At 61.2% G+C, this 26,503-nt stretch carries 30 protein-coding genes and 2 tRNA genes; 22 read left to right on the top strand and 10 right to left on the bottom strand.

All coding sequences use genetic code 11. The features are described from left to right. Positions 1–23 precede the first annotated feature (23 nt). Complete coding sequence (gene choW, locus ABM562_RS15100) at positions 24–872, top strand: choline ABC transporter permease subunit (protein ID WP_177414816.1); 849 nt, start codon at positions 24–26, stop codon at positions 870–872. Next, positions 869–2,047, top strand: a complete 1,179-nt coding sequence (gene choV / locus ABM562_RS15095) for a choline ABC transporter ATP-binding protein (protein WP_115084915.1) — start codon at positions 869–871, stop codon at positions 2,045–2,047. The genes choW and choV overlap by 4 nt, the downstream gene beginning before the upstream one ends. 110 nt (positions 2,048–2,157) lie before the next feature. On the opposite strand, the gene hisF is transcribed toward choV, so the two are convergent. The 6 genes from hisF to ABM562_RS15065 form a co-directional block, all read right to left on the bottom strand. Then, positions 2,158–2,928, bottom strand: a complete 771-nt coding sequence (gene hisF / locus ABM562_RS15090; RefSeq protein WP_115084914.1) for an imidazole glycerol phosphate synthase subunit HisF — start codon at positions 2,926–2,928, stop codon at positions 2,158–2,160. A gap of 83 nt (positions 2,929–3,011) precedes the next feature. Continuing rightward, entirely contained in the window at positions 3,012–3,761 is a 750-nt protein-coding gene (hisA, locus tag ABM562_RS15085) for a 1-(5-phosphoribosyl)-5-[(5-phosphoribosylamino)methylideneamino]imidazole-4-carboxamide isomerase (protein WP_460422484.1), read from the bottom strand. 42 nt (positions 3,762–3,803) lie between these two features. Beyond that, entirely contained in the window at positions 3,804–4,064 is a 261-nt protein-coding gene (locus tag ABM562_RS15080; protein ID WP_010221322.1) for a DUF2164 domain-containing protein, read from the bottom strand. Further along, a complete protein-coding gene (gene hisH / locus ABM562_RS15075) occupies positions 4,064–4,702 on the bottom strand; it encodes an imidazole glycerol phosphate synthase subunit HisH (protein ID WP_115084912.1) in 639 nt (212 codons plus the stop codon). The genes ABM562_RS15080 and hisH overlap by 1 nt, the downstream gene beginning before the upstream one ends. Then, on the bottom strand, positions 4,702–5,295 hold the full coding sequence (hisB, locus tag ABM562_RS15070) for an imidazoleglycerol-phosphate dehydratase HisB (protein ID WP_028942262.1): 594 nt from the start codon (positions 5,293–5,295) through the stop codon (positions 4,702–4,704). The genes hisH and hisB overlap by 1 nt, the downstream gene beginning before the upstream one ends. Before the next feature lie 202 nt (positions 5,296–5,497). Continuing rightward, positions 5,498–7,159, bottom strand: a complete 1,662-nt coding sequence (locus ABM562_RS15065; RefSeq protein WP_115084911.1) for an OFA family MFS transporter — start codon at positions 7,157–7,159, stop codon at positions 5,498–5,500. Positions 7,160–7,497: 338 nt separating this feature from the next. On the opposite strand from ABM562_RS15065, the gene ABM562_RS15060 reads away from it, so the two are divergent. The 5 genes from ABM562_RS15060 (at position 7,498) to ABM562_RS15040 (ending at position 11,767) form a co-directional block, all read left to right on the top strand. Continuing rightward, positions 7,498–9,744, top strand: coding sequence for an AsmA family protein (locus tag ABM562_RS15060; RefSeq protein ID WP_134064755.1), 2,247 nt, complete (start codon positions 7,498–7,500; stop codon positions 9,742–9,744). Continuing rightward, positions 9,741–10,808, top strand: coding sequence for an A/G-specific adenine glycosylase (gene mutY / locus ABM562_RS15055; protein WP_115084909.1), 1,068 nt, complete (start codon positions 9,741–9,743; stop codon positions 10,806–10,808). Before ABM562_RS15060 ends, mutY begins: the two co-directional genes overlap by 4 nt. Further along, positions 10,805–11,077: an oxidative damage protection protein gene (locus tag ABM562_RS15050; protein WP_115084908.1), complete on the top strand. Its 273-nt coding sequence runs from the start codon at positions 10,805–10,807 to the stop codon at positions 11,075–11,077. The genes mutY and ABM562_RS15050 overlap by 4 nt, the downstream gene beginning before the upstream one ends. Before the next feature lie 91 nt (positions 11,078–11,168). After that, positions 11,169–11,244, top strand: a tRNA-Phe gene (locus tag ABM562_RS15045). A gap of 118 nt (positions 11,245–11,362) precedes the next feature. Continuing rightward, positions 11,363–11,767 carry a hypothetical protein gene (locus ABM562_RS15040; RefSeq protein WP_258578511.1) on the top strand — a complete coding sequence of 135 codons (405 nt, stop codon included), beginning with the start codon at positions 11,363–11,365 and terminating at the stop codon, positions 11,765–11,767. On the opposite strand, the gene ABM562_RS15035 is transcribed toward ABM562_RS15040, so the two are convergent. Next, entirely contained in the window at positions 11,764–12,300 is a 537-nt protein-coding gene (locus ABM562_RS15035) for a TetR/AcrR family transcriptional regulator (RefSeq protein WP_460422480.1), read from the bottom strand. The genes ABM562_RS15040 and ABM562_RS15035 overlap by 4 nt on opposite strands. A gap of 108 nt (positions 12,301–12,408) precedes the next feature. Between ABM562_RS15035 and ABM562_RS15030 the strand changes: the two genes are divergently transcribed. From ABM562_RS15030 to ABM562_RS15020, 3 genes are all read left to right on the top strand, one after another. Then, complete coding sequence (locus ABM562_RS15030) at positions 12,409–12,897, top strand: HPP family protein (protein WP_038998287.1); 489 nt, start codon at positions 12,409–12,411, stop codon at positions 12,895–12,897. 98 nt (positions 12,898–12,995) lie between these two features. Continuing rightward, the gene (gene ppk2, locus ABM562_RS15025; RefSeq protein ID WP_038998286.1) at positions 12,996–14,039 is read left to right on the top strand and encodes a polyphosphate kinase 2; all 1,044 of its coding nucleotides are present in this window, start codon (positions 12,996–12,998) and stop codon (positions 14,037–14,039) included. Positions 14,040–14,130: 91 nt separating this feature from the next. Further along, positions 14,131–14,568: a hypothetical protein gene (locus tag ABM562_RS15020; RefSeq protein ID WP_038998284.1), complete on the top strand. Its 438-nt coding sequence runs from the start codon at positions 14,131–14,133 to the stop codon at positions 14,566–14,568. 211 nt (positions 14,569–14,779) lie between these two features. On the opposite strand, the gene gabP is transcribed toward ABM562_RS15020, so the two are convergent. Then, positions 14,780–16,174 carry a GABA permease gene (gabP, locus tag ABM562_RS15015; RefSeq protein ID WP_258595238.1) on the bottom strand — a complete coding sequence of 465 codons (1,395 nt, stop codon included), beginning with the start codon at positions 16,172–16,174 and terminating at the stop codon, positions 14,780–14,782. Between the two features lie 609 nt (positions 16,175–16,783). On the opposite strand from gabP, the gene ABM562_RS15010 reads away from it, so the two are divergent. From ABM562_RS15010 to ABM562_RS14990, 5 genes are read left to right on the top strand one after another with little or no spacing between them, the layout of a single operon-like run. Then, positions 16,784–17,557: an ABC transporter ATP-binding protein gene (locus ABM562_RS15010; protein ID WP_038998282.1), complete on the top strand. Its 774-nt coding sequence runs from the start codon at positions 16,784–16,786 to the stop codon at positions 17,555–17,557. Between the two features lie 13 nt (positions 17,558–17,570). After that, a complete protein-coding gene (locus tag ABM562_RS15005) occupies positions 17,571–18,332 on the top strand; it encodes an ABC transporter substrate-binding protein (RefSeq protein WP_038998280.1) in 762 nt (253 codons plus the stop codon). Positions 18,333–18,389: 57 nt separating this feature from the next. Then, the gene (locus tag ABM562_RS15000; protein ID WP_038998279.1) at positions 18,390–19,085 is read left to right on the top strand and encodes an ABC transporter permease; all 696 of its coding nucleotides are present in this window, start codon (positions 18,390–18,392) and stop codon (positions 19,083–19,085) included. Beyond that, complete coding sequence (locus ABM562_RS14995) at positions 19,082–19,771, top strand: ABC transporter permease (RefSeq protein WP_115084905.1); 690 nt, start codon at positions 19,082–19,084, stop codon at positions 19,769–19,771. Before ABM562_RS15000 ends, ABM562_RS14995 begins: the two co-directional genes overlap by 4 nt. Positions 19,772–19,816: 45 nt before the next feature. Next, on the top strand, positions 19,817–21,037 hold the full coding sequence (locus tag ABM562_RS14990; RefSeq protein WP_460422477.1) for a methyltransferase: 1,221 nt from the start codon (positions 19,817–19,819) through the stop codon (positions 21,035–21,037). A 230-nt stretch (positions 21,038–21,267) separates the two neighbouring features. On the opposite strand, the gene mdtI is transcribed toward ABM562_RS14990, so the two are convergent. Then, positions 21,268–21,597 carry a multidrug/spermidine efflux SMR transporter subunit MdtI gene (gene mdtI, locus ABM562_RS14985; RefSeq protein ID WP_038998274.1) on the bottom strand — a complete coding sequence of 110 codons (330 nt, stop codon included), beginning with the start codon at positions 21,595–21,597 and terminating at the stop codon, positions 21,268–21,270. Continuing rightward, positions 21,591–21,950: a multidrug/spermidine efflux SMR transporter subunit MdtJ gene (locus tag ABM562_RS14980; RefSeq protein ID WP_038998273.1), complete on the bottom strand. Its 360-nt coding sequence runs from the start codon at positions 21,948–21,950 to the stop codon at positions 21,591–21,593. The genes mdtI and ABM562_RS14980 overlap by 7 nt, the downstream gene beginning before the upstream one ends. A gap of 516 nt (positions 21,951–22,466) precedes the next feature. Here ABM562_RS14980 and ABM562_RS14975 point away from each other — a divergent pair. From ABM562_RS14975 to ABM562_RS14945, 7 genes are all read left to right on the top strand, one after another. Then, on the top strand, positions 22,467–23,045 hold the full coding sequence (locus ABM562_RS14975; RefSeq protein ID WP_010221300.1) for a hypothetical protein: 579 nt from the start codon (positions 22,467–22,469) through the stop codon (positions 23,043–23,045). Between the two features lie 9 nt (positions 23,046–23,054). Beyond that, the gene (locus ABM562_RS14970; protein ID WP_010221299.1) at positions 23,055–23,261 is read left to right on the top strand and encodes a helix-turn-helix domain-containing protein; all 207 of its coding nucleotides are present in this window, start codon (positions 23,055–23,057) and stop codon (positions 23,259–23,261) included. Between the two features lie 18 nt (positions 23,262–23,279). Beyond that, positions 23,280–23,660, top strand: a complete 381-nt coding sequence (locus tag ABM562_RS14965; protein ID WP_115084903.1) for a hypothetical protein — start codon at positions 23,280–23,282, stop codon at positions 23,658–23,660. Between the two features lie 24 nt (positions 23,661–23,684). Continuing rightward, positions 23,685–23,891, top strand: a complete 207-nt coding sequence (locus tag ABM562_RS14960; protein WP_115084902.1) for a hypothetical protein — start codon at positions 23,685–23,687, stop codon at positions 23,889–23,891. A gap of 24 nt (positions 23,892–23,915) precedes the next feature. Then, entirely contained in the window at positions 23,916–24,182 is a 267-nt protein-coding gene (locus ABM562_RS14955; RefSeq protein WP_115084901.1) for a hypothetical protein, read from the top strand. Between the two features lie 97 nt (positions 24,183–24,279). After that, a tRNA-Thr gene (locus ABM562_RS14950) sits at positions 24,280–24,355 on the top strand. A 164-nt stretch (positions 24,356–24,519) separates the two neighbouring features. Further along, the gene (locus ABM562_RS14945; protein WP_460422474.1) at positions 24,520–25,848 is read left to right on the top strand and encodes a tyrosine-type recombinase/integrase; all 1,329 of its coding nucleotides are present in this window, start codon (positions 24,520–24,522) and stop codon (positions 25,846–25,848) included. Positions 25,849–26,503: the final 655 nt, after the last annotated feature.

The following is a 26,503-nucleotide window of genomic DNA, read 5'->3' as shown; positions in this document are numbered from 1 at the left end:
ACTTTTGCAGGTGGACGCTCGCTATCATGCTGATCGATGAAAAACTCCCTCTGGGCCAGTACATCGCAGGCTTCGTTGAATGGTTGACGCAACACGGCGCCAACTACTTCGATGCCTTCGCGGCAGCACTGGAATATATGATTCATGGCGTGACCGGGGCACTGACCTGGTTCAATCCCTTCGTCCTGATCGGCCTGGTTGCAGTGATCGCGCACCTGATCCAGCGCAAATGGGCGCTGACCGCATTCTGCGTACTGTCATTCCTGCTGATCCTCAACCTCGGCTACTGGCAGGAGACCATGGAGACCCTGGCCCAGGTGCTGTTTGCCACCCTGGTCTGCGTGGCCATCGGCGTGCCGCTGGGCATCCTCGCCGCACACAAACCGATGTTCTACACCGCCATGCGCCCGGTCCTCGACCTGATGCAGACGGTACCTACCTTCGTTTACCTGATCCCGACCCTGACCCTGTTCGGTCTGGGGGTGGTCCCCGGACTGATCTCGACGGTGGTGTTCGCCATCGCTGCGCCAATCCGCCTGACCTACCTGGGTATCTGTGATGTACCCCAGGAACTGCTCGACGCCGGCAAGGCCTTCGGTTGCTCACGCCGCCAGCTGCTGTCGCGCATCGAACTGCCCCACGCCATGCCGAGCATCGCCGCCGGCGTCACCCAATGCATCATGCTGTCGCTGTCGATGGTGGTGATTGCCGCGCTGGTGGGTGCCGATGGCCTGGGCAAACCCGTGGTCAACGCATTGAACACTGCCGATATCGCTCTGGGCTTCGAAGCGGGTCTGGCGATCGTGTTGCTGGCGATCATGCTCGACCGTATCTGCAAACAACCCGACGCGCCGGTAAGGAGTGAAGCATGAGCATTATTCGCTTCGAAGACGTAGACGTTATCTTCTCCAGCCGACCGCGCGAGGCCCTGAGCCTGCTCGATCAGGGCCTTTCACGCGAACAGATCCTGAAGCAGACCGGCCTGGTGGTCGGGGTCGAAAAAGCCAACCTGGACATCAACAAGGGCGAGATCTGCGTATTGATGGGCCTGTCCGGTTCAGGCAAATCCAGCCTGCTGCGTTGCATCAACGGCCTCAACACCGTCAGCCGCGGCAAGCTGTTCGTCGAGCATGAAGGCTCGCATATCGACATCGCCCACTGCACCCCGGTGGAACTGAAGATGATGCGCACCAAGCGCATCGCCATGGTGTTCCAGAAGTTCGCCCTGATGCCCTGGTTGACGGTGCGCGAGAACATCAGCTTCGGCCTGGAAATGCAGGGCCGCCCAGAGAAGGAACGGCGCAAGCTGGTCGACGAGAAACTCGAGCTGGTGGGCCTGACCCAGTGGCGCAACAAGAAGCCTGACGAGTTGTCAGGCGGCATGCAGCAACGGGTCGGCCTGGCCCGGGCGCTGGCCATGGATGCCGACATCCTGCTGATGGACGAACCCTTCTCGGCCCTCGACCCGCTGATCCGGCAAGGCCTGCAGGACGAGCTGCTGGAACTGCAACGCAAGCTGAACAAGACCATCGTCTTCGTCAGCCACGACCTGGACGAGGCACTGAAGCTCGGCAGCCGCATTGCGATCATGAAAGACGGCAAGATCATCCAGTACAGCAAGCCGGAAGAGATCGTCCTCAACCCGGCCGACGATTACGTGCGCACCTTCGTCGCCCACACTAACCCGCTCAACGTGCTCTGTGGCCGCAGCCTGATGCGCACCCTGGACAAGTGCAAGCGCATCAACGGTTCGGTGTGCCTGGACCCGGGCGGTGATTCCTGGCTCGACCTGGCCGAAGGCAACACCATCAAGGGTGCGCGCCAGGGTGCCAACGGCATGGACCTGCAGAACTGGGCACCGGGTCAAGCCGTGGAAGGCCTGGGCCGCAAACCGACCCTGGTCGATGCCAAAATCGGCATGCGCGAAGCCCTGCAGATCCGTTACCAGACCGGCAACAAGCTGGTGCTTCAGGAAGGCAATACCGTGGTGGGGATTCTCGGTGACAGCGAGCTGTACCACGCGCTGCTGGGCAAGAACCTGGGTTGAACGCTATCGCGGGGCACTTGTGGGAGCTGGCGTTGCCAGCGATGCAGACGACGCGGTGCACAGGACACCGCGCTGATAGCATCGCCGGCAACGCCGGCTCCCACAAAGCCTCAGCGAACGACGATACCCTGCCTGGCCATGAACGCCTTGGCCTCAGGCACCGTGTACTCACCGAAGTGGAAGATACTCGCCGCCAGCACTGCGCTGGCATGACCTTCGATAATCCCGTCGGCCAGGTGCTGCAGGTTACCCACACCTCCGGAAGCAATCACCGGAATACCCAAGGCATCGCTGATGGCCCGGGTTACACCCAGGTCAAAGCCATTCTTCATGCCGTCCTGGTCCATGCTGGTCAGCAGGATCTCGCCGGCCCCCAGGCCTTCCATCTTCTTCGCCCACTCCACTGCGTCCAGGCCGGTAGGCTTGCGTCCGCCGTGGGTGAAGATCTCCCAGCGCGGGGTTTCACCCGGGCCTGAGACCTTCTTGGCATCAATGGCTACCACGATGCACTGCGAACCGAAGTGCGCGGCAGCTTCGCCAACGAACTCCGGGTTGAACACCGCGGCGGTGTTGATCGAGACCTTGTCGGCACCGGCATTGAGCAGGTTGCGGATGTCCTGCACGCTACGCACGCCGCCGCCTACGGTCAGCGGGATAAACACCTGGCTGGCCATGCGCTCGACGGTATGCAGGGTGGTGTCACGGCCATCGACGCTGGCGGTGATGTCGAGGAAAGTAATCTCGTCAGCACCCTGTTCATCGTAGCGCCGGGCGATTTCCACCGGGTCGCCGGCATCGCGGATGTTCTCGAACTTGACGCCCTTGACCACCCGGCCGTTGTCGACGTCGAGGCAGGGAATTATGCGTTTGGCTAAAGCCATAGGTAGTCCTCGAGTTGCAAGCTTCAAGCTTCAAGCTGCAAGAAAGGGCGACTCGGTCGCGCTTTAAACTTGCAGCTTGCAGCTTAAGACTTGGAGCTAACCGAATAGGCGTCACAGAAGGCTTGCGCCTCGGCGACATCCAGGGTGCCTTCGTAGATGGCGCGGCCGGTGATCGCACCGATAATGCCCGGCGCCTTGGCGTCGAGCAGGGCCTTGATATCACCGAGGTTGTGGATACCGCCGGAGGCGATTACCGGGATCTTGGTGGCAGCGGCCAGAGCTGCGGTGAACGGCACGTTGCAGCCCTGCATCATGCCGTCTTTGGCGATGTCGGTGTAGACGATGGCCGAGACGCCGTCGGCTTCGAAACGCTTGGCCAGGTCGATGACCTGCACCGAGCTGACTTCAGCCCAGCCGTCGGTGGCGACGAAGCCGTCTTTGGCATCCAGGCCCACGATCACTTTGCCCGGGAAGGCGCGGCAGGCTTCGGCAACGAACTCTGGCTCCTTGACCGCCTTGGTACCGATGATCACGTAGCTGACGCCGGCCTTGACGTAGTGCTCGATGGTTTCCAGCGAACGGATGCCGCCACCGATCTGGATCGGCAGGGTCGGGTAGCGCTTGGCAATCGCGGTGACCACTTCACCGTTGACCGGCTGGCCTTCGAAGGCGCCGTTGAGGTCAACCAGATGCAGCCGGCGGCAGCCCCCTTCAACCCATTTGGCGGCCATGCTCACCGGGTCGTCGGAGAATACCGTGGAGTCTTCCATGCGGCCCTGGCGCAGGCGTACGCAAGCACCGTCCTTGAGATCGATAGCGGGGATAATCAGCATCTGCAAAACCTGTCTATTCGGTAAACAGTGATGCTCGAAAAGTCAGTTCTTCTCGAGCGCCCACAGGTCGCTTTCAATGCTTTCGAACCGTTCCTTGAGGTGGTTCTGCACATCGAAAATCGCCCTGTTGTAGTAGTGCGGGGCAATCTCTTTGGTGAACAGCTCCAGGACCTCGGCCACCTCGAACGACCCCAGCTGCAGCTCGAAACGGTCTTCGAGAAAGCGCTTGAGGGTATCGAGCGCTTCGCGTTCCTGTTCCGGCGCCAGTGTGAGGATCGGCGGCTTGGCCCTGGACTTGCCCATTACCAGCGCCCGTCCCAGGCGGCGAAGTTCTGCAGCAGCTGCAGGCCATGGGTATGGCTCTTCTCCGGGTGGAACTGCACGGCAAAGCGCGAGCCTTCGGCCAGCGCTGCGGCAAAGTCGACGCCGTAGTGACCGCTACCCACCACCTGGCCCGGCTTGCCGGCGGTGATGTAGTAGCTGTGCACGAAGTAGAAGCGCGCACGCTCGGGGATGTTGTGCCACAGCGGGTGGTCGATGCTCTGGACGACTTCGTTCCAGCCCATGTGCGGCACCTTCAGGTGCTCGCCGTCTTCGTGCAGGTCTTTGCCGAAGAAGCGCACATTGCCCGGGAACAGGCCGATGCAGTCGACGCCGTCGTTCTCTTCGCTGTGATCGAGCAAGGCTTGCATGCCAACGCAGATGCCAAGGAACGGACGGTCCTGGCTGACTTCACGCACCAGGCTGTCGAAGCCCAGGCGGCGGATTTCAGCCATGCAATCGCGGATCGCGCCGACGCCCGGGAACACCACGCGATCCGCTTCGCGAATCACGTCGGCGTCGCTGGTGATCAGGACCTTGCCGGCGCCTACGTGCTCGAGGGCCTTGGCCACCGAGTGCAGGTTACCCATGCCATAGTCGATAACGGCAACCGTCTGCATTACAGGCAACCCTTGGTCGATGGCATCTGCCCGGCCATGCGCTCATCCAGCTCGATGGCCATGCGCAGCGCGCGGCCGAAGGCCTTGAACACGGTCTCGATCTGGTGGTGGGTGTTGTGCCCACGCAGGTTGTCGATGTGCAGGGTGACGTTGGCGTGGTTGACGAAGCCCTGGAAGAACTCCTGGAACAGGTCGACATCGAAGCCACCGACCGACGCGCGGGTATACGGTACGTGCATCTGCAGGCCCGGGCGGCCGGAGAAGTCGATGACCACCCGCGACAGCGCTTCGTCCAGCGGCACGTAGGCATGGCCGTAGCGGCGGATGCCCTTCTTGTCGCCGATGGCCTGGTTGAAGGCCTGGCCCAGGGTGATACCGACGTCTTCGACGGTATGGTGATCGTCGATATGCAGGTCGCCCTTGCACTCGATATCGAGGTCGATCAGCCCATGTCGGGCGATCTGGTCGAGCATATGTTCAAGGAAAGGCACACCGATATCGAATCGGGCCTTGCCGCTGCCATCCAGGTTGATCGAGGCCTTGATCTGGGTCTCCAGAGTATTGCGCTCGACGGAAGCCTTACGTTCGACCATCACCAGCTCCGCAAAATCATTGGGCGAAAAAGGTGATCATTATAGGCCCAGAAGCGCCCGGCTTGAAACGCAGATGACGCGTGGCAGGGAATTTAGTCGGGCCGCTGTACGGCCCATCGCTGGCAAAGCCAGCTCCCACAAGGGTCAGTGCATGAAGATCTTGTGGGAGCCGGCCTTGCCGGCGATGGCCTGCGCAGCAGGCCTAATTGAACAACACCGCCGTCTTCTGCAGCGTCACCCAGATCCCCCAGGCCAGCGGCACCACAACCACCAGCCAGGCCGCCAGCACCAGCGGCCTGCTGGCCGGATCAGCCTGCCACTCCAGCGCGCGCTCGCTGGCGCTGCCCTGGTCATGGCTCAGGGCCCGCTCGGCAGCAAGCTCGGCATCGGTCATGAAGTACTTGTCGGCCACCGGCCGTACCAGCGCATTGCAGACAAAGCCCAGCACCAGCAACCCGGCGAGGATGTACAGGGTGATGTCATAGGCCGCCGCCCGCGGCACGCCCAGTTCCAGCTGGTACTCGCGCAGGTAGGTGATCAGCACCGGCCCCAGCACCCCGGCTGCGGCCCAGGCGGTCAGCAGGCGACCGTGAATGGCGCCGACCATCTGCGTGCCGAACAGGTCGGCCAGGTACGCCGGCACCGTCGCAAAGCCACCGCCATACATCGACAGGATGATGCAGAACGCCGCCACGAACAGGGCGATGTTGCCCAGATGGCCCATGTTCGGCACCAGCGCATACAGGGCCACGCCCAGGGCGAAGAAGGCGAAATAGGTGTTCTTGCGCCCGATATAGTCGGAGAACGACGCCCAGAAGAAGCGCCCGCCAATGTTGAACAGGCTGAGCAAGCCGGTAAAACCTGCTGCAATCGCCGCGATCTGGCCCAGTTGCGCAGTGTTGAGCTGACTGAAGCCCAGGTCATTGCCCAGCAACTTGCCGGCAAAGACTTCCTGCAACAGCGGCGAGGCCATGCCGAGAATGCCGATACCCGCCGACACGTTCAGGCACAAAACCAGCCAGATCAGCACAAACTGCGGAGTTTTCCATGCCACACTGACGTGCACATGACGATGAGTGATCATCGCGTTGTTGGCTTTTTTCAGCGGTGCGGACCAGCCTCCAGGTTTCCAGCCGGTGGGCGGCACGCGATAGGCCAGGGCGCCGCCGAGCATGAACACGAAGTAGATCAGCGCCATCACCACGAAGCTCTGCCAGACGCCGACGTCGCCGGGAGTGGCAAAGTGGTTCATCAAGGCTGCCGCCAGCGGCGCACCGACCATGGCGCCGCCGCCAAAGCCCATGATCGCCATGCCGGTGGCCATGCCGCGTTTGTCCGGGAACCACTTGATCAGGGTCGAGACCGGCGAAATGTAACCAAGCCCCAGGCCGATACCGCCAATCACCCCGGAGCCCAGCCACATCAGCCACAGCTGGTGGGTATAGACGCCGAGAGCGGAAATCAACAGGCCGCCGCACCAGCACAGGGTCGACACCACCCCGGCCTTGCGCGGCCCGGCGTGTTCCAGCCAGCCGCCCCAGATGGCCGCCGAACAGCCGAGGAAGACGAAGAACAACGTGTAGATCCAGCTGAGCATCGAGATCGGCCAGTCACACCCGGTGGTAAACATGCGCATCAGGAAGTTGGTTTCTTCCGAGCAGACAACCGGCGCACTGATACCGATGGCCTGCGACAGCGGCAACCAGAACACCGAAAAACCGTAGGCCATGCCGATGCACAGGTGAATGGCCAGGGCCGCTGGCGGCACCAGCCACCGGTTGAAGCCCGGACGGGCGATGATCCGCTCCTTGGACAGGAAACCGGGCGCGCTCGCTATGGCGCCGGCCGTGATGCTGCTGCTCATTGTTGTGTTCCCCTCGTAGGTATGAAGCGCTCACCGCCCTCGACCTTGGCCCTCTGGCAACTGGTCGTTTTTATTGGCGAACGGCCCTTTTGCGCGACAAATAGCCGCAGCAGGGCCTGAGAGCGGCGAGAGAGTAGCATTTGCCGTGGCCACTGAGCGCAAACTGATACCGTCGTTTGTTCAACAACTGATCTCCCCGGCAAGGAACTGTCAGGCCCTCTGCTGTCGAATCCGACACGTTTGCAGGACTAAACCTTCGCCCCATATCACCCAGCGGTGATAACCGCAGCGCTATACTCTGCGGCTGAATTTAGAAATCGGACTACAAGGACTCGCCCATGAAAGCGTTCGGCAAAATCCTGGGGCTGGTGCTTCTCGGGTTGTTGCTGATCATTGTGGCTCTGGGCTTCGCCCTGACCCACCTCTTCGATCCCAACGACTACAAAGACGAGATTCGCCAGCTGGCACGCGACAAGGCCCACGTCGAGCTGACGCTCAATGGCGACATCGGCTGGAGCCTGTTCCCGTGGCTGGGCCTTGAGCTGCATGAAGCCAGCATCGCCACCCTGAACAACCCGAAAGTGCCGTTTGCCGACCTGCAGATGCTCGGCCTGTCGGTACGCGTGCTGCCCTTGCTGCGCCGTGAAGTGCAGATGAGCGACGTGCGCGTCGAGGGCCTGAACCTGACCCTGAGCCGCGACGAAAAAGGCCACGGCAACTGGGAAGACATCGGCAAGCCCCTGCCTGCCGCTACCCCGGCCCCGGCCGAAGGCGCCGGCACCACGCCTGCCGACGCCGCCGCACAAGCCAGCACCGACAGCGCCAGCGAGCGCCCGATCAAGCTCGACATCGACAGCCTGACCGTCAATAACGCCCGCGTGCAGTACAACGATGCCCGCAGCGGCCAGAGCTTCGGCGCCGAAAGCATCCAGCTGAGCACCGGCGCGGTGCATGAAGGGGTGAACATCCCGCTGAAGATGACCGCCTTCCTCAGCTCCGGCCAGCCGGTGATCAAGGCGCGCACCGAGCTTAACGGCGAACTGCGCTTCGATCGGCGGCTCAAGCGCTACCAGTTCGAAGACATGAAGCTCAGCGGCGAAGCCTCGGGCGAACCGCTGCAAGGCAAGACCATGACCTTCGCCGCCCAGGGCCAGTTGCTGGTTGATCTGGCAGCCAACGTCGCCGAATGGAACGGCCTCAAGCTCTCGGCCAACCAGTTGCGCGCCCTTGGCGAGCTGAACCTGCGCGACCTCGACAAAACGCCACAGCTGAGCGGCGGCCTGTCGATTGCCCAGTTCGACCTGCGCAACTTCCTCGACAGCATCGGCCACCCGCTGCCGGTTTCGGCCGACCCCAGCACCCTGAGCAAAGTCGAGCTGGTCACCCGTTTGCAAGGCACACCGAACAGCCTGGCCCTGGAAGACCTGGCGATTAAACTCGACGACAGCACCTTCAGCGGTCGCCTGGCCGTCGAAGACTTCGCCAAGCAAGCCCTGCGCGTGCAGCTCAAGGCCGACAAGTTCGACGCCGACCGCTACCTGCTGGCCAAGAGCGATGCGGCCAAAGGCGCCAAGGCCGCGCGCCAGGCCGAAGTGCAGAGCAAAGAAGCTGGCGCCCTGGCCGGTGCCGGCACCACGCCGCTGCCCGACGCGCCAACCCAGGTGGCCTGGAGCAACGACAAGCTGCTGCCGGTTGATCGCCTGCGCAAAGTCGACCTGCAAGCCGATCTGACTTTTGCTCAGCTGACCCTGGACAAGCTGCCGATCGCAAACGCCCACCTCAAGGCCCAGGGCCAGGGTGGCCTGATCACTCTGGAAACCCTGCGCGGTGGCCTGTACAACGGCGACTTCGAAAGCAAGGGCACCCTCGACGTGCGCCCGGCAGTGCCGCAGATCGGCCTCAACACCCGCATCAACCGGGTACCGGTCGAGCACTTCATCAAGAGCGAAACCGGCACTGCACCGGTCAAGGGCCTGCTGACCCTGAACAGCGACCTGACCGCCACCGGCAACAGCCAGAAGGCCCTGGTCGACACCCTCAACGGCAACGCCAGCTTCGTCATCAACGACGGCATCCTGGTCAACGCCAACCTCGAGCAGCAGCTGTGCCAGGCCATCGCCACCCTCAACCGCAAGACGCTGAGCGGCGAACCACGCGGCAAGGACACCCCGTTCCAGGAGCTCAAGGGCAGCCTGGTAATGCGTAACGGCGTGGCCAGCAACCCTGACCTCAAGGCGCGGATTCCCGGCCTGACCGTCAATGGCCAGGGCGATCTCGACCTGCGCGTGCTGGGCATGGACTACCGCATTGGCGTGATCGTCGAAGGCGACAAGCGCGATATGCCCGACCCGGCCTGCCAGGTGGGCGAGCGCTATGTCGGCCTCGAACTGCCGCTGCGCTGCCGCGGCCCGCTGGAGCTGGGTGCCAAGGCCTGCCGCCTGGATAAAGACGGCCTGGGCAAGGTCGCGGCCAAGCTTGCCGGCGACAAGGTCAGCGAAAAACTCAGCGAGAAGATCGACGAGAAGCTCGGTGACAAGGTCAGCCCGGAGCTCAAGGACGCGCTCAAGGGGTTGTTCAAGCGATGAGCCCCGAGCAGTTTTCCAGCGCCGTGCTGGAGTGGTACGACCGTAACGGTCGCCACGACCTGCCCTGGCAACAGGGCATCACCCCGTATCGGGTGTGGGTTTCGGAGATCATGCTGCAGCAGACCCAGGTGAGCACCGTGCTCAACTACTTCGACCGTTTCATGCAGGCGCTGCCGACGGTCCAGGCCCTGGCCGAAGCCCCCGAGGACGAAGTGCTGCACCTGTGGACGGGCCTGGGTTACTACACCCGGGCGCGCAACCTGCAAAAGACCGCGAAGATCGTCGTCGAGCAATACGGTGGCGAGTTCCCCCGCGATGTCGAGAAGCTCACCGACCTGCCGGGCATTGGCCTGTCCACCGCCGGCGCCATTGCCAGCATCAGCATGGGCCTGCGTGCGCCGATCCTCGACGGCAACGTCAAGCGCGTGCTGGCCCGCTATACCGCGCAAGAGGGTTACCCCGGCGAGCCGAAAGTGGCCAAGATGCTATGGGCCAACGCCGAGCGCTATACCCCGCACAGCCGGGTAAATCACTACACCCAGGCGATGATGGACCTGGGCGCCACCCTGTGCACCCGCAGCAAGCCCAGTTGCCTGCTGTGCCCGCTCAAGGTCGGTTGCGAGGCGCACCTGCTCGGCCAGGAAATCCGCTACCCGGTGCCCAAGCCGCGCAAGGAGCTGCCGCAAAAGCGCACGCTGATGCCGCTGCTGGCCAACCACGAAGGCGCCATCCTGCTTTACCGGCGGCCTTCCAGCGGCCTCTGGGGCGGGCTGTGGAGCCTGCCGGAGCTGGACAACCTCGAACAGATCGACGACCTGGCCGACCAGCACGGCCTGAGCCTGGCCGGCAGCCAGGCGCTGGACGGCCTGACCCACACCTTCAGCCATTTCCAGCTGACCATCGAACCCTGGCTGGTGCGCGTCGATACCGCCACCGACCACGTGGCCGAGGCCGACTGGCTCTGGTATAACCTCGCCACCCCGCCGCGCCTGGGCCTTGCCGCCCCGGTGAAAAAACTGCTTAAACGCGCGGCCGACGTATTGCTTACAGGAGAGTCGCGATGACCCGCACCGTAATGTGCCGCAAGTACCATAAAGAAATGCCAGGCCTGGATCGTGCCCCCTACCCGGGCGCCAAGGGCCAGGACATCTTCGAGAACATCTCGCAGCAAGCTTGGGCCGACTGGCAGAAAGAACAGACCATGCTGATCAACGAGAAGCGCCTGAACATGATGAACGCCGAGGACCGCAAATTCCTCCAGGGCGAGATGGACAAGTTCTTCTCCGGTCAGGATTACGAGAAGGCCGAAGGCTACGTTCCACCTAGCGAATAACCCCGGAAAATCGTAAGCGACGGAATTAATTTAAAAAATTTTCAAAAAGTCGTTGACGTAAATCCGAAAAACCCTTTTAATGCGCCCCGTTGCCCAGATAGCTCAGTCGGTAGAGCAGGGGATTGAAAATCCCCGTGTCGGCGGTTCGATTCCGTCTCTGGGCACCACTAATACCGAAAAGCCCCAAGCGAAGTGATTCCTTGGGGCTTTTTTCATGCCTGCGATTTATCAGCGAACGCAGGCTTTCTCGCGCACGGAAATGCCGCGAGCACATCGGAGCCAGGGATGAAATCGATTGCCGTTGTCGTCGCCATACTTCTGAGCCTGACCGGCTGTGTCGGCGCCACCGTCGTGCTGCCGGAAAAACAGACCTATCCCACCTCGGCCCATCGCATCCTGCGCCTGAAGAACATCACCCCCAAGGTCAGCAAATCGGAGAAATCCGACGTCACCCGCGAATGGTGCGGCGTCACCCTCTGGGCAGTGGTCGTGCCGGTGCCTTTGCTACTGCCGGTGTGCAAGACCTACAGCGAAGTGGCCTACGGCCCGGACATCGATGGCGACCAGGTCGTGCTGTTCAACGCCAGGCAGACCATCAGCTCGCCCATGTACGCCTGCGGCCCGATGATGATCCTCGCGCCGATCATCCATGGTTACGAAGGCAATCAGATCTGCGGGATGCTGCGCTAGGCCAGCACAGCCACCATCGACCGCGCCGCCTCGAACAGCAGCACCTGCACCCCGCCGACCTGCGACGCCACGATCAACCCCTCGCCGATCAGAAACAGCTGCCCCGCCGCAGCCGGCTGCTTGCACCCAGCCTCCCGGCAGGCCTGTTCAAGTGCGGCCATGACCTTGTGCTTGTGCAACCTGGCCAGCACATGGGGCGGTTCGGCCGACCCGGCGTATTCGGCTGACGCGTTGATGAAGGCACAACCGTGGAAGTCTTCAGAGCGCGCCCAGGCCTCAATAAAGTCGATATAGGCCAACGGCCGCGCTTTTGCCTCAACGGCCGCCAGAGCGCTTTCCAGGCGCACCATGAAATCGTGATCGCGCCGCTCCAGTGCTGCCTCGATCAACAGCTCCTTGCTGGGGAAATGCCGGTACAGGGTCTTCTTGGTTACCCCGGCCTCCTGGCTCAACTGCTCGACCCCGGTGCCGTGGTAACCCTGGCGGTAGAACAGTTGCAGCGCCGACTCGGCGATTTTCTCGGACGTACTCATGCCACACCTTCGATCAGGACAATTACGAGCAGTGTATACCGATCGGTTGACTTACAGGTAAACCGATCGGTATCCTCGGCGCAAATTGCCCACCTGGAGACTGTGCCCATGCCGTTCAAATCCAAGGCGCCCGCCGCCCCCTCCCTGCACTTCAGCCTGTTGTCACTGATTGGCGCGGCCCTGGCGATCGGCGCCACCGGCTGGCTCAGCCAGGTGTCCGGTGCCTTGTGGTTGATGGCGCCGTTTGGCGCCAGCTGCGTGCTGGCCTTCGGCATGCCCGACTCGCCGCTGGCGCAGCCGCGCAACATCATCGGCGGGCACGTGATTGCCACCCTGGTGGGCCTGGCAGTGCTGCATACCCTCGGCGACAGCTGGTGGAGCGCAGCCCTGGCCGTCGGCCTGGCGCTGGCCGCCATGCAGCAGACCCGCACCCTGCACGCGCCAGCCGGGGCCAACCCGCTGGTAGTGATCGCCAGCCATGCACCACTGAGCTTCGTGGTGACCCCGGTGCTTGCAGGCTCGCTGGTGATCGTTGCCGTGGCCTGGTGCCTGAACAATGCGCGCCAGGCCAACAGCTACCCGAAATACTGGTACTGATGGCGCTATGCCAAGGGCTGTTGACCACCGTCAATATGCCCCTGGCCTGCCCCGATAAAATGCTCTGAGGATATTAGAAGGAACCAACAGGCCTCCCCATGAGCGAAGAATCCACTGCCCTGCCCCTGCCCTCACCTACCGCTGAAACATCTGCGAGCACCAGCCCAAGCCCGGCACGCAAAGTTGCCAGCACCCGCCCACGCCGTCCACGTACCCCACGCAAGCCTGCAGCAAGCGCCGCTGCCGAAGCCGAAATCAGCGCCATCAGCCAACAACCAGCCGCTTTGAAAGTCGCCTCGGCGCCACGTGGCTCCAACGAAGACAGCGCCTCGGCCAAGCTGCCGGCCAGTTATCCGTACCGCAACCGCATGCGCCGCGCCGAGTACGAAAAGGCCAAGCATGAACTGCAGATCGAGTTGCTCAAGGTGCAAAGCTGGGTCAAGGAAACCGGCCAGCGCATCGTCGTGCTGTTCGAGGGCCGTGACGCCGCCGGCAAGGGCGGCACCATCAAGCGCTTCATGGAGCACCTGAACCCGCGCGGCGCGCGAATCGTCGCCCTGGAGAAGCCTTCCGAGCAGGAGAAAGGCCAGTGGTACTTCCAGCGCTATGTCCAGCACCTGCCCACGGCCGGTGAAATGGTCTTCTTCGACCGCTCCTGGTACAACCGCGCCGGGGTCGAGCGGGTCATGGACTTCTGCTCGCCGCTGCAATACCTGGAGTTCATGCGCCAGGCGCCGGAGCTCGAGCGCATGCTGTGCAACAGCGGCATCCTGCTGTTCAAGTACTGGTTCTCGGTGAACCGCGAAGAGCAGTTGCGCCGTTTCATCTCCCGTCGCGACGACCCGCTCAAACACTGGAAGCTGTCGCCGATCGACATCAAGTCGCTGGACAAGTGGGATGAATACACCGCCGCCAAGGAGGCGATGTTCTTCCACACCGACACCGCCGATGCCCCGTGGACGGTAATCAAGTCCGACGACAAGAAGCGCGCGCGGATCAACTGCATCCGCCACTTCCTGCACTCGCTGGACTACCCCGGCAAGGACCTGAGCGTCGCCCACCAGCCTGACCCGCTGCTGGTAGACCGCGCCGCGCGTGTGCTGGAAGAGGAAGACCGCGGCGAGCTGGCCCAACCGGCCTGAGCTTGCTCCAGGCCGTCGGCGGCACTTGGGTTTCCCGGCCAACTGCGATTCAATACGCAGAATTTATCCGGCTCAGCACAAGGGTTCACCGATGGCCTCCAGCAGCAAACAACAGAAACGCGCCAAGCGCGCCGCCAGCAAGGCTCGCGAGAACCGCATGGTGCGTAGCGGCCAGGCGGTCAAAAGCTCGGGCGAAAGCTCCAGCGCCAGCGTCGAGCAGGTATTCAACAAGGCGATGGAATCGGGCAGCTATACCGCCCTGTTCGAAAAAATGAAGCAAGCCCAGGACACCGGCCTGGTCGCGCTGATCTCGGTGTTCCTGGTCGACCCGCTGCTGACCCTGGTGCTCAAGGGCCACAAGGAAGAACATGCCACCGACTACATCGTCATGGTCTTCAGTGCCTACCGCAAATGGCTGGACGGCGCCGACGAGGCCACTTCCATGGCCTGGCTCGAGAGCGACGAGTTCCAGGAAGCCTACATTGCAGCTTCCGAAGCGGTGTCCAAACAGCAGAAGAAGTTCGGCTGACAGCTTGCCTGGCTCCTGATCCCCTCAATGGCGATAGCCGGATGGGGCTGCGCTGCAGCCCATCGCCGGCAAGACCGGCTCCCACCACAGTCCCTGTGGGAGCTGGCTTGCCAGCGATGGGGCCAACCAGAACACCACACTACTTCCTGCTTGAACAAAAAAGGCCGCGATCCTCACCGATCGCGGCCTTTGTCATTGCACCCGCATCACATCAGTTGTTCAGCACCGCCCGCCCGGCCGCCTCGGCCTTGCGCTTGCGCGCCACCAGCAACCCGGCGGCGACCACGGCAATCGACAACAAGCCGGTCGCGACGATCTCGATACGATGATCCGGACGGATCAGCATCACCGTCAGAATGCCGACAATGAAAGCGATCGTCGCCCAGGTCAGCCCCGGGAACAACCACATCTTGAAGGCGATCTTCTCACCGCGCTGCATACGCTGACGGCGCATGCGCAGTTGCGACACGGCAATCACCAGGTACACCAGCAAGGCGATGGCGCCGGAGCTGGCCAGCAGGAACTCGAACACCTGGGCAGGCGCCAGGTAGTTGGCGATCACGGTGAGGAACGCCGCCGCAGTCGACAGCACCACCGCCACATACGGGGTCCCGCTGGAGGTGGTGCGCTGGGCCATGGCCGGCGCATCGCCACGCTTGCTCAGGGAGAAGAGCATCCGCGAGGAGGTGTACAGCGCCGAGTTCAGGCAACTGGTCACGGCGATCAGCACGACGATGTCGACGATCAACTTGGCGTTGGGGATGCCCATCAGGTTGAGCACGGTCTGGTACGAGCCGACTTCGGCCAGGTCACTGTTGGTCCACGGCACCAGGGCCACGACCACGAAGATCGACACGAGGTAGAACAGGAAGATCCGCCAGATCACCGAGTTGGTGGCCTTGGTGATCTGCTTGCCTGGGTCTTTCGACTCGGCGGCAGCGATGGTGACGATCTCGGTACCCATGAACGAGAACATGGTGGTGAGCATTGCCGCCAGCACCGCGCCCATGCCGTTGGGCATGAAGCCCTGGGTGTCGAACAGGTGGCTGACGCCGCTGACCTGGCTGTTGGGCAGCAGGCCGAAGATCGCGGCAACACCAAGGATGATGAAGCCGATGATCGCCACCACCTTGAGCAATGCGAACCAGAACTCGAATTCACCGTAGTTCTTCACACTGAACAGGTTGGTCGCAGTCAGCAGCAAGGTGATCACCAGGGTAAACACCCAGATGCCGATATCGGGAAACCAGGCATGCAGGATGGTCGCCGCGGCGTTGGCCTCAAGCGGAATCACCAGCACCCAGAACCACCAGTACAGCCAGCCGATGGTAAAGCCGGCCCAGTGGCCGATGGCTTTGTCGGCGTACGTCGAAAACGAACCGGTATCCGGCGAGGCGACGGCCATCTCGGCCAGCATGCGCATCACCAGCACCACCAGGGTTCCGGCCGCGGCGTAGGCCAGCAACACCGCAGGGCCGGCTTCGGCGATGGCGTGGCCGGAGCCGACGAACAGGCCGGCGCCGATGACACCGGCAATCGACAGCATGGTCACATGCCGCTGTTTGAGCCCCTGAGCGAGGTCGTTGGAATTGTGCGTACCGCTCATAAAACTACCTTTGCGAGAAATGGCGTTTTGATCCTGCTACTCGAGTCGCACTCTTCAAAAAGAGTGCTACATCCTGTTGCCGATCGATAACGCAATTACCGCGCCAGGCTGATGACCGTTCGTTCGAAAATTCTCACAGCCCCGTTTAACAAGGCTTACAGGTCTTTCGGCCAAGACTTGACCGAAAGCCCCTGAAAAACCGGCGGAATTGGCCAATTACTGAAATACCCACTTACAAATACCCTAGGTGCACCACAATCCGTCACCGGTAACACCTCATGCACTTCCTACGAACACAAAGGTACAACCCCGAGGTACAACCAAAGCCGTAAATAAAGGCCCGAACCTGTGCACAAGGTCAGAAACGACTTCCCAGAAACGGCCAAAACTGGCACCATCGCGCCTTTTTTCATCAAGGCTCCGGCCCTGGAAACGAGGGTAGGCGGACATCTGCGCGACAGTCCACTGCAGCGATGCGACACCCGCCCTCCCACCAACCGATTGCCTCTCCCGACGTTATTGGCTGTCTTCGGACCGCTATGCTAGCTTGGCGCCTCGCCAGGAAGGCCGCTAACAGCAGGAGCGCACCAGAACACATGAGGACCGCACATGGCTGAGGCCACGCCCGCGCTGGAAATCCGCAACCTGCACAAACGCTACGGCGACCAGGAAATCCTCAAGGGAATTTCGCTGACCGCGCGTGATGGCGACGTGATCTCGATCCTGGGATCCTCCGGCTCCGGCAAGTCCACTCTGCTGCGCTGCATCAACCTGCTGGAAAACCCGCACCAGGGCCAGATTCTGGTGGCTGGCGAAGAGCTCAGGCTCAAGGCGGCAAAAAACGGCGAACTGGTCGCCGCCGACAACAAGCAGATCAATCGCCTGCGCAGCGAGATCGGCTTCGTCTTCCAGAATTTCAACCTGTGGCCGCACATGAGCATCCTCGACAACATCATCGAGGCGCCGCGCCGGGTGCTGGGCCAGAGCAAGGCCGAGGCCATCGAGCATGCCGAAGCGCTGCTGAACAAGGTCGGTATCCACAACAAGCGTCACAGCTACCCGGCCGAACTGTCCGGTGGTCAGCAACAGCGTGCGGCCATCGCCCGCACCCTGGCAATGAAGCCCAAAGTCATTCTGTTCGATGAGCCGACTTCGGCCCTGGACCCGGAAATGGTCCAGGAAGTGCTCAACGTTATCCGTGCCCTCGCCGAAGAAGGCCGTACCATGCTACTGGTTACCCACGAAATGGGCTTTGCCCGCCAGGTGTCCAGCGAAGTCGTCTTCCTGCACCAGGGGCTGGTCGAAGAGCAAGGAACGCCGCAGCAGGTTTTCGAAAACCCGACCTCGGCGCGTTGTAAACAATTCATGTCCAGCAACCGCTAACGGAGCAACACGCATGCAGACCTATAAGAAATTCCTCCTGGCCGCTGCCGCCACGCTGGTGTTCTCGGCCAATGCCATGGCTGCCGAGAAACTGAAAATGGGCATCGAGGCGGCCTACCCGCCGTTCAACAACAAGGATGCCAGCGGCCAGGTGGTCGGCTTCGACAAAGACATCGGCGACGCCCTGTGCGCCAAGATGAAGGTCGAGTGTGAAGTCGTGGTCTCCGACTGGGACGGTATCATTCCAGCCCTGAACGCGAAGAAGTCCGACTTCATCGTCTCGTCCCTGTCGATTACCGACGAGCGCAAGCAGGCCGTGGACTTCACCGACCCGTACTACTCGAACAAGCAGCAGTTCATTGCCCCGAAGAACGTCGACTTCAAGACCGATGATGCTTCGCTCGCAGGCAAGACACTGGGCACCCAGCGCGCAACCCAGGCCGCCATCTGGCTGGACGATCACGGCGGCATGGACGGCAAGTTCAAAGTCAGCCTGTACGACACCCAGGAAAACGCCTACCTGGACCTGACTTCTGGCCGCGTCGATGCCCTGCTGGCTGACAAATACGCCAACTACGACTGGCTCAAGTCCGACGCCGGTAAAAACTACGAGTTCAAAGGCGAGCCGGTGAACGAAAGCGACAAGGTCGGTATCGCCGTGCGCAAAGGTGACAATGAACTGCGCAACAAGCTGAACGCCGCTCTGAAGGAAATTGTTGCCGACGGCACCTACGAGAAGATCAACAACAAATACTTCCCGTTCAGCATCTATTGATTCGCCCCGACCGGCATCGCCCTGGAGGCGATGCCGGTCCCTTGAACAAACCTGCCCATGAATATTGATCTCTACGGATTCGGTCCGGCCTTGTTGGCCGGGACGCTGATGACCGTCAAACTCGCGTTGTCGGCCCTGTTTCTGGGGCTGGTACTGGGACTGCTTGGTGCCCTGGCCAAGACCTCGCCGTACAAACCCCTGCAATGGCTGGGTGGCTTCTACTCCACGCTGGTTCGCGGCGTGCCCGAACTGCTCTGGGTGTTGTTGATTTACTTCGGCACCGTCAGCCTGATGAACCGGCTTGGCGAACTTCTGAATATTCCTGGCCTGGAGCTCAATGCCTTCGCCGCAGGTGTCATTGCCCTGGGCCTGTGCTTCGGCGCCTATGCCACGGAAGTGTTCCGTGGTGCGATCCTGGCCATTCCCAAGGGTCACCGTGAAGCCGGCCTGGCCCTCGGCCTGTCCAAAGGGCGGATCTTCTCCAAGCTGATCCTGCCGCAAATGTGGCGGATCGCGCTGCCGGGGCTGGGCAACCTGTTCATGATCCTGATGAAAGATACCGCGCTGGTCTCGGTGATCGGCCTGGAAGAAATCATGCGTCACTCGCAAATCGCCGTGACCGTGAGCAAGCAGCCCTTCACCTTCTACATGGTCGCCGCCATCATCTACCTGGGCCTGACCGTCCTTGCCATGACCGGCATGCACTTCATGGAAAAACGCGCCGCTCGCGGCTTCGTGAGGGCCAATCAATGAACTGGGAAGTCATCATCAAGTGGCTGCCACGCTTGGCCCAAGGTGCCACGCTGACGCTGGAGCTGGTAGCCATCGCGGTCATTGCCGGCCTGATCCTCGCCATTCCACTGGGCATCGCCCGCTCCTCGCGGCACTGGTACGTGCGCGCCCTGCCGTACGGTTACATTTTCTTCTTCCGTGGCACACCGCTGCTGGTTCAGCTGTTCCTGGTGTACTACGGGCTGGCCCAGTTCGATGCCGTGCGTAACAGTGCCTTGTGGCCGTATCTGCGCGATCCGTTCTGGTGCACGGTGCTGACCATGACCTTGCACACTGCCGCCTACATCGCAGAAATCCTGCGTGGCGCGCTGCAGGCCATCCCCCGTGGCGAAATTGAAGCGGCGCGGGCCCTGGGCATGTCCCGGGCCAAGGCGATGATCTACATCATGCTGCCACGCGCAGCGCGCATCGGCCTGCCGGCCTACAGCAACGAAGTGATCCTGATGCTCAAGGCCAGCGCCCTGGCCAGTACCGTCACCCTGCTGGAGCTGACCGGCATGGCGCGGACCATCATCGCCCGCACCTACCTGCCGGTAGAGATCTTCTTCGCTGCGGGCCTGTTCTACCTGCTGATTTCCTTCCTGCTGGTGCAAGCCTTCAAGCAGCTGGAACGCTGGCTGCGCGTCGACGCCTGCCAGGGTCGATAAACCTGTATAACGGGGCTGATCTCAGCCCCGTTGTCGTACCCGCTCATGACCACTGCCTTTCCTCTTTCCGGTGACCAACTGCTCAGCCGCTTCCAGACGCTGGATGGTTTTCTACGCGAGCACCAGGCACTCTGGCGGCCACGGCCTTTCACCCAGCTGGAACTGCCGTGGGAAGCCGAGCACCCCGCCCTTGCCCACTGGTTGCGCGAGCGTTCGTTGAGCGAGGCTGAGGCGGCGCACAATCACCCCGAGCAGCTAGACGCCCCCGCACCTTTTCCACAACTGGCGCGCCGAGCGGCAGAGCTGTCTGCCATCGGTGAGTTATCCACCGTTGCTCTGCCCGCGGCAGGCCCTCGTCTGAATGTCGATGTGCCGGGGCGCAAATGGCAGCAGATCGAAGCCTTCGCCAGCCATCTGGGCTTTATCCACAACCCGCGACACTGGCTGGACTGGTGCGCAGGCAAGGGCCATCTGGGCCGGCGCTTGTTGCAGCCGCACAGCCAGCAACTGACCTGCCTGGAATACGACCCGGCGCTGGTCGAAGCCGGTATCGCCCTCAGCCAGCATCATCAGCTGCCCGCCGAGCACCGCCTGCAGGATGTACTGGCCAATGACGCCGCCTTGCAACTGAATGCCGAGCACACGGCAGTCGCCCTGCACGCCTGTGGCGACCTGCATGTACGCCTGATGCAACTGGCCAGCCAGCAGGGCTGCCGCCAACTGGCCATCGCACCGTGCTGCTACAACCGCATCCAGGCGCCGCAGTACCAGCCGTTATCCACAGCCGCCAAGGCTTCTGGCTTGCAGTTGTCGATCGAAGATCTTGGCTTGCCGCTGAGCGAAACGGTTACCGCTGGTGCGCGCGTGCGCCGCCAGCGTGACCAATCCATGGCCAGGCGCCTGGGTTTCGATCTGTGGCAACGTCAGGTGCGTGGAATGGATGAGTACCTGCCAACGCCTTCGCTACCGGTCAGTTGGCTGCACAAGCCGTTCGCCGACTACTGCCGGGGCCTTGCTGAACTCAAAGAGTTGCAGGCAGGTGTCGAGCCCGATTGGCCCGCGCTGGAAGCCGCCGGCTGGCAGCGCCTGGCCCAGGTGCGCAACCTGGAATTGCTGCGCAATCTGTTCCGCCGCCCGCTGGAATTGTGGCTGGTGCTGGATCGCGCACTGTTCCTGCAGGAACAGTCCTATCAGGTACAGCTCGGGGTGTTTTGTGAACAGCCTCTCACGCCACGCAACCTGATGCTGTTGGCCGAACGTCAGTAAAGGCGCTCAGCCTGTGGATAAGTCTGTGCGCAACCTTGCGCCGAACCCCTGCAAATTCGTGGATCCAAGCGCTTTCACAGGCTGGTCATTTTTTGTTCACCGATTAATCGCCAGCAAAAACAGCCATTTGCGCAAAGACCAACGGCGGGCGTTGCTCCGATGCAATGCGCACCTGCTTGGCATGCGGCTTGTGCATAAGCCTTCGCGCGAATAGCGCTAAGCAGGCTAAATCAGGCCAGTTTCAACAGGCTCATGCCCACCAGCAACAGCGCCAGCCCCAACCAGCCACGGCCCACCAGGCGTTGACCAAACAACGCCCAGCCCATGGCCACGGTGGCGAGGATGCCGAAGCCACCCCAGATGGCATAAGCCAGCGACAGTTCGATATCTCGCACAGCCTGAGCCAGTGCGGTAAAGGCGGCCAGCACACAGAGAATCGAGGCAATGCCCAGGCCGCGCTTTTTGAAACCGTCGGAATACTTGAGCAGCAGGTTGGCGATCACTTCCAGCACGATCGCCAGGCCCAGCCAGGCGAAGGGAATCCAGTTCATGCTCAGCATGGCAGGGCCTCCATGTTGCGCGGGGCAGGTGCGGCGCGGGTACCCGACTTGATCAGCAGGATACCGGCGATCATCACACCCAGGCCGGCGGCCTTGAGCAGGCCCAGGCTCTCGCCCAGCCAGGTGACGCTGATCAGGGTAATCAGGACGATACCGATGCCTTCCCACAGGGCGTAGGCCACGCCCACCGGCACGCGTTTTACCGCCAGTGCCAGGAAGAAGTACGACAGGCCGATCATCAGGTACATCAACCCGTGACCAAGAATCGGGAAATGACTGGCGGCGAATTTCATCGACGCGGTACCGATCACCTCAGCGGTGATGGCGATAAACAGATAGATCCAGGAACGCATGATGCCCTCCCACGGGCGACACAAGCCGAGCGAAATCGCGCTGACGGCTGCAGACAAAAAGAGAAACGAGGCTGTTTGTCGGGGGAGGCGCTAGAGGTCGCCGGTCCAGTGACGTTCACGGGAAACCAGGCGGGAGGTGAGGAGCGGAAACGCTTTAGTGTTCAACATAATGAACAACAAATTAGCTCAAGGCATCGTTAAAGTCAAATCGATAGAAAATGACTAATTAATTTTCGCGTCTTTCAGTCCGTATTTAGGTGAAAGCCCTTAAAGGTTACAGAAAGGTTCGTAAATTATATTACCCGGCCATATTGGGGCTGCTGCGCACCCCATCGCCGGCAAGGCCGGCTCTGTGGGAGCTGGCTTGCCAGCGATTCAGCCACCGCGCAGCCTCTGACACCCCTCTCCTGCCCTCGTGTCAAAACGCCGCACCCCTACCAAAATCACAATTAATTATTGTAATACGATAATTTTTCACAAATAATGCACCCCGCTCAACTAGCACGGAGGGAAACCATGAACAGTAAGACAGTGGCTTACGCGAGATCGCGTCTGCGAGTGATCGGTGCATTCGCCGCGGTACTCGCCTGGGGTACAGGGATCGTCGAGTTCGGCGGCAACGTACTATTGTGGGTGTTCGAAAAAGCCCAGGTGCAAGGCGCCTACCTGCAAAGCTTTGGTGAAAACATGCCGCTGCTGCTGGCCCCGGACTACCAGCCTTCGCACCTGGCCCTGGGCCTGGTGATCGGCCTGGAACTGATCCCCGCCAGCCTCTCGGCTTTTGCCTTGTACCTGACCGGCTTGTTCTTCCTGCGCCTGTCGCGGGGCGAAACCTGGACGACGCAAAACATCAAGATGCTCTGGTGGGTGGGCTTGCTGTGCATCGGCTTGCCGATGGTCTGGCCGATGATCGGCACCTTGCAGGGCCTGGCGTTCTCCATCGACCTGCCCAAAGGCGAGAGAAGCTTCAGCGTATCGATCGGTGTATCATCCCAGGCGGTTTACGAGATCATGAAAGGCATCTTCCTGTGCGCCTTCTCACTCCTCATGCGTGACGCCAAAACCATCAGCGATGAACACAACTGTTATGTCTAGCTTGCCCCTATGCCGATAATTATTCGACTCGATGTAGTCATGGCCAAGAACAAGATCCGCTCCAAGGATCTGGCCGAGATTATCGGTATTACGGAGGCGAACCTGTCGTTGCTGAAAAACGGCAAGATCAAGGGTTTCAAGATGGAAACCCTCGAGAAGCTCTGTCGCGCGTTGAACTGCCAGCCAGGTGACCTGCTGGAGTTCAGCGAGGAATGAACAAGGAACTGGCAACTCGTGAGCAATTCACTCAAATGGCGCGCTGCGCTAGTGCTGGCCGTCGGCCTGCTCGGCGGCTGCGGCCCCAGCTACACCTATAGATACTCCCCACCGCCAAGCATGGCGGGCATGAACTGCATCAACTCCTGCTCGATGGAACGCAACCACTGCAAACAGATGGCGCGCCTGCAGGAGAACAGCGATCAGGCCCTGTACCAGGCCAACTACAGAAGCTACCAGCTTTGCCAGGCCGGCAAGAGCAAAAAGGAAGCGCGCAAAAGCTGCTACTACCCCAGCTACCCGTTCAACAGCGGCTCTAGCTACTCGTGCGGCAGCGACTACGACAGCTGCTACCAGTCCTGCGGCGGCACCATCCACCGCATCCTCAACAAAGACTGACGCCTCGAATAAACGGAATTGACTGTGGATATCATCAGATCCATCGCCCTGCTTGCGTGCGCGTTTTACCTCAGCGGCTGCGCCTTCATGTCCGACTGGCAAGTCCCGCCACCCCGGTCCGACTGGCAAGTGCCGCCCATGCAGATGTACGGCACCCAGAGCTTCCCCGGGCCGGACTTCAGCAGAGACCACCACGCCATCCAGCGCTACCTCGACACACACAAACACTGACACTTCGACCAAACGGAATTGCCTGTGGCTATTATCAGATCCTTCCTCCTGCTGGCGTGCGCGTTTTACTTGAGCGGCTGCACCACCGGCGACTACGCCCCGATGTCTGGCTGGGAAATCCCGCAGATGCAGATATACGGCGACAAGGGCTACACGGGCCCGGCCTACAGCTGCAAGAAAAAGCACGGCTGCCGAGAGCACTGTAAAAAGCACGATTGCCGCTACAAACCGCTGATATTCGACCCCACCAAAGCCGAACCCAGCGCCACGACCATGCACCGCGGCTGGTAACAAAACACCCCGCGATACCCGCTGAAACCGGGCATCGCGAGGAATGTTGCAGAAGTAGTTTACAGACGCAAACTGATCGCTATAATGACGCCCCTGTGCCGGTATAGCTCAGATGGTAGAGCAACTGACTTGTAATCAGTAGGTCCCGGGTTCGATTCCTGGTGCCGGCACCATATCCAGCTCCATCGCGTTCCACTGAATGCCTTGGAAGCCCCTAAAACCCGCCCTTGGGCGGGTTTTTTCGTTCCAGGACCCTCCGTCGGGATCCAACAAAATACCCCATCCCCGGGGGTATTTTTAGGGTACAGCGTCTTGCCTGCATGGAGAACGTACCCTTATGCCACGTCTAGCCGTTCCTCTCAGCGACCTCAAATGCCGTACGGCGAAACCTCGCGACCGCGCCTACAAGCTGTTCGACGGTGGCGGCATGTACCTCTTCGTGAAACCCAATGGCGTGAAAACGTGGCGATTGCGCTACTTCAAGCCCAGCGGCAAAGAAGGCACGCTGATCATCGGCAACTACCCCATCATCTCGCTGGCCGTCGCGAGGACCAAGCGCGATGAAGCCAAGGCCCTGTTGATCGACAACCTCGATCCTATGGAAGAGAAGAAGAAAGCGAAGGTAGCGGCTCAACGAGCTTCCCTGCTTTTCGAAACCGTCGCCCTGGAATGGTACGCCGAAATGTCCCGCCGCTGGACGGAGGGACACGCCAAGACCGTCATGAGTCGGTTGCGCACCCATGTCTTCCCTATGATCGGCCAACGCCCCATTGCTGAACTCGATACTCATGATCTGCTTGAGGTCACCCTCCGTATCAAAGAGCGCGGCACCATGGACGTTGCCCTGCGTGTGCAGAACTATCTCTCCACGATCATGCGGGGCGCGAAGCGGGCGCGGCAGATCAACCAGAATCCGGCGCTCGATCTGGCAGGCTCGATCCATGCCCCGCGCACCGTGCACCGCCCTGCCCTCTCACTCAACCGCCTCCCCGAACTACTCAGCCGGATCGACAACTACAACGGCCGTGAGCTAACCAGGCTGGCTGTACTGCTGACGCTACACGTGTTCGTGCGCTCCAGCGAACTGCGCTTTGCGCGCTGGGAGGAGTTCGACCTGCAAAGGGCGATGTGGGAAATCCCGGACACCCGCAAGCCAATCGACGGCGTGCGCAATTCCACTCGTGGCACCAAGATGAGCGGAGACATACAGATGGTACCGCTCTCTCCCCAAGTCATCGCGATCCTTGAACGGCTGCGCGGCTTGAGTCGCTTCTCCGAACTGGTGCTGCCTGGTGACCACAAGTACTGGAAGCCAATGTCGGAGAACACGGTTAACCAGGTGCTGCGCAACGTTGGCTACGACACATCCAAGGAGGTATGCGGGCATGGATTCAGGACCATGGCCTGTAGCGCCTTACTGGAGTCAGGGCTGTGGACGGACGCGGCGATTGAGCGGCAGATGAGCCACAAGGAACGCAATCGCGTGCGCGCCGCCTATATCCACAAGGCCGAATTTCTGGAGCAGCGTCGGCTGATCATGGCGTGGTGGAGCAATTACATCGATGCCAACAGATCCGGGCATGTCACCCCACACGAGTTCGCCCACCCAGCCGGCGAGAACATCACCCCCTTGCCAAGTGGGCGTGGCGCATTCAATCGTCGGTGAACCCTCCAGAACACCGTTGGCCGCTCTTTAATTCGGGTCCATCCAAACAGGGCTGCAAAGCCGCCCTGTTTGGATGGACCTCGCTTTGCAAAGCTAAAAGCCGACACAAATCCTTTGGATACCACTGATTTCCACCGGTGGATAACTTCATGCACAGCCTCAGAGGCCACGGAGATTGAGGCATTGACCAAAATTATCCACAGGCGTAGAACTGATCTTGCAACCGCTGCCTTAGGCAGCACCCCAGGTGACCCGAACCTTCAAGGTCACGCCGCTCTCGCGGTGGTTCTCCCCAAAGGCGATTCGCATCCGGCAGCTCGCCCGGTCACTACCCATGTGATGGATGCTCTTACACATATAGCGCTCGTGCGCCAGATACATCGTACCTCGCTGCCCTGCAGCAACCTATCCGCTTGGCCGAATATTGCGCCAACCTGCACCCGTCTCTTTCTTCTGGAAAGAGACGGGCACTTCTACCACTGCTGCAGCCCTGATCGCACAAGGCTTTGCGGCATTCCCCCTCGTGACAATCGGCGTGACAAACGCCGATGTCACCAGCAACAGCCTTCTAGATGATGGTGCCGCAGACCAGGGAATGGACTGCACCTGACTGACAGTCAGGCATGCCCCGGTCATCGCATTGCTGCTTGCACAT

Source organism: Pseudomonas sp. ZL2 (assembly GCF_054788455.1).
This window is presented reverse-complemented; position numbering and strand designations above follow the sequence as displayed.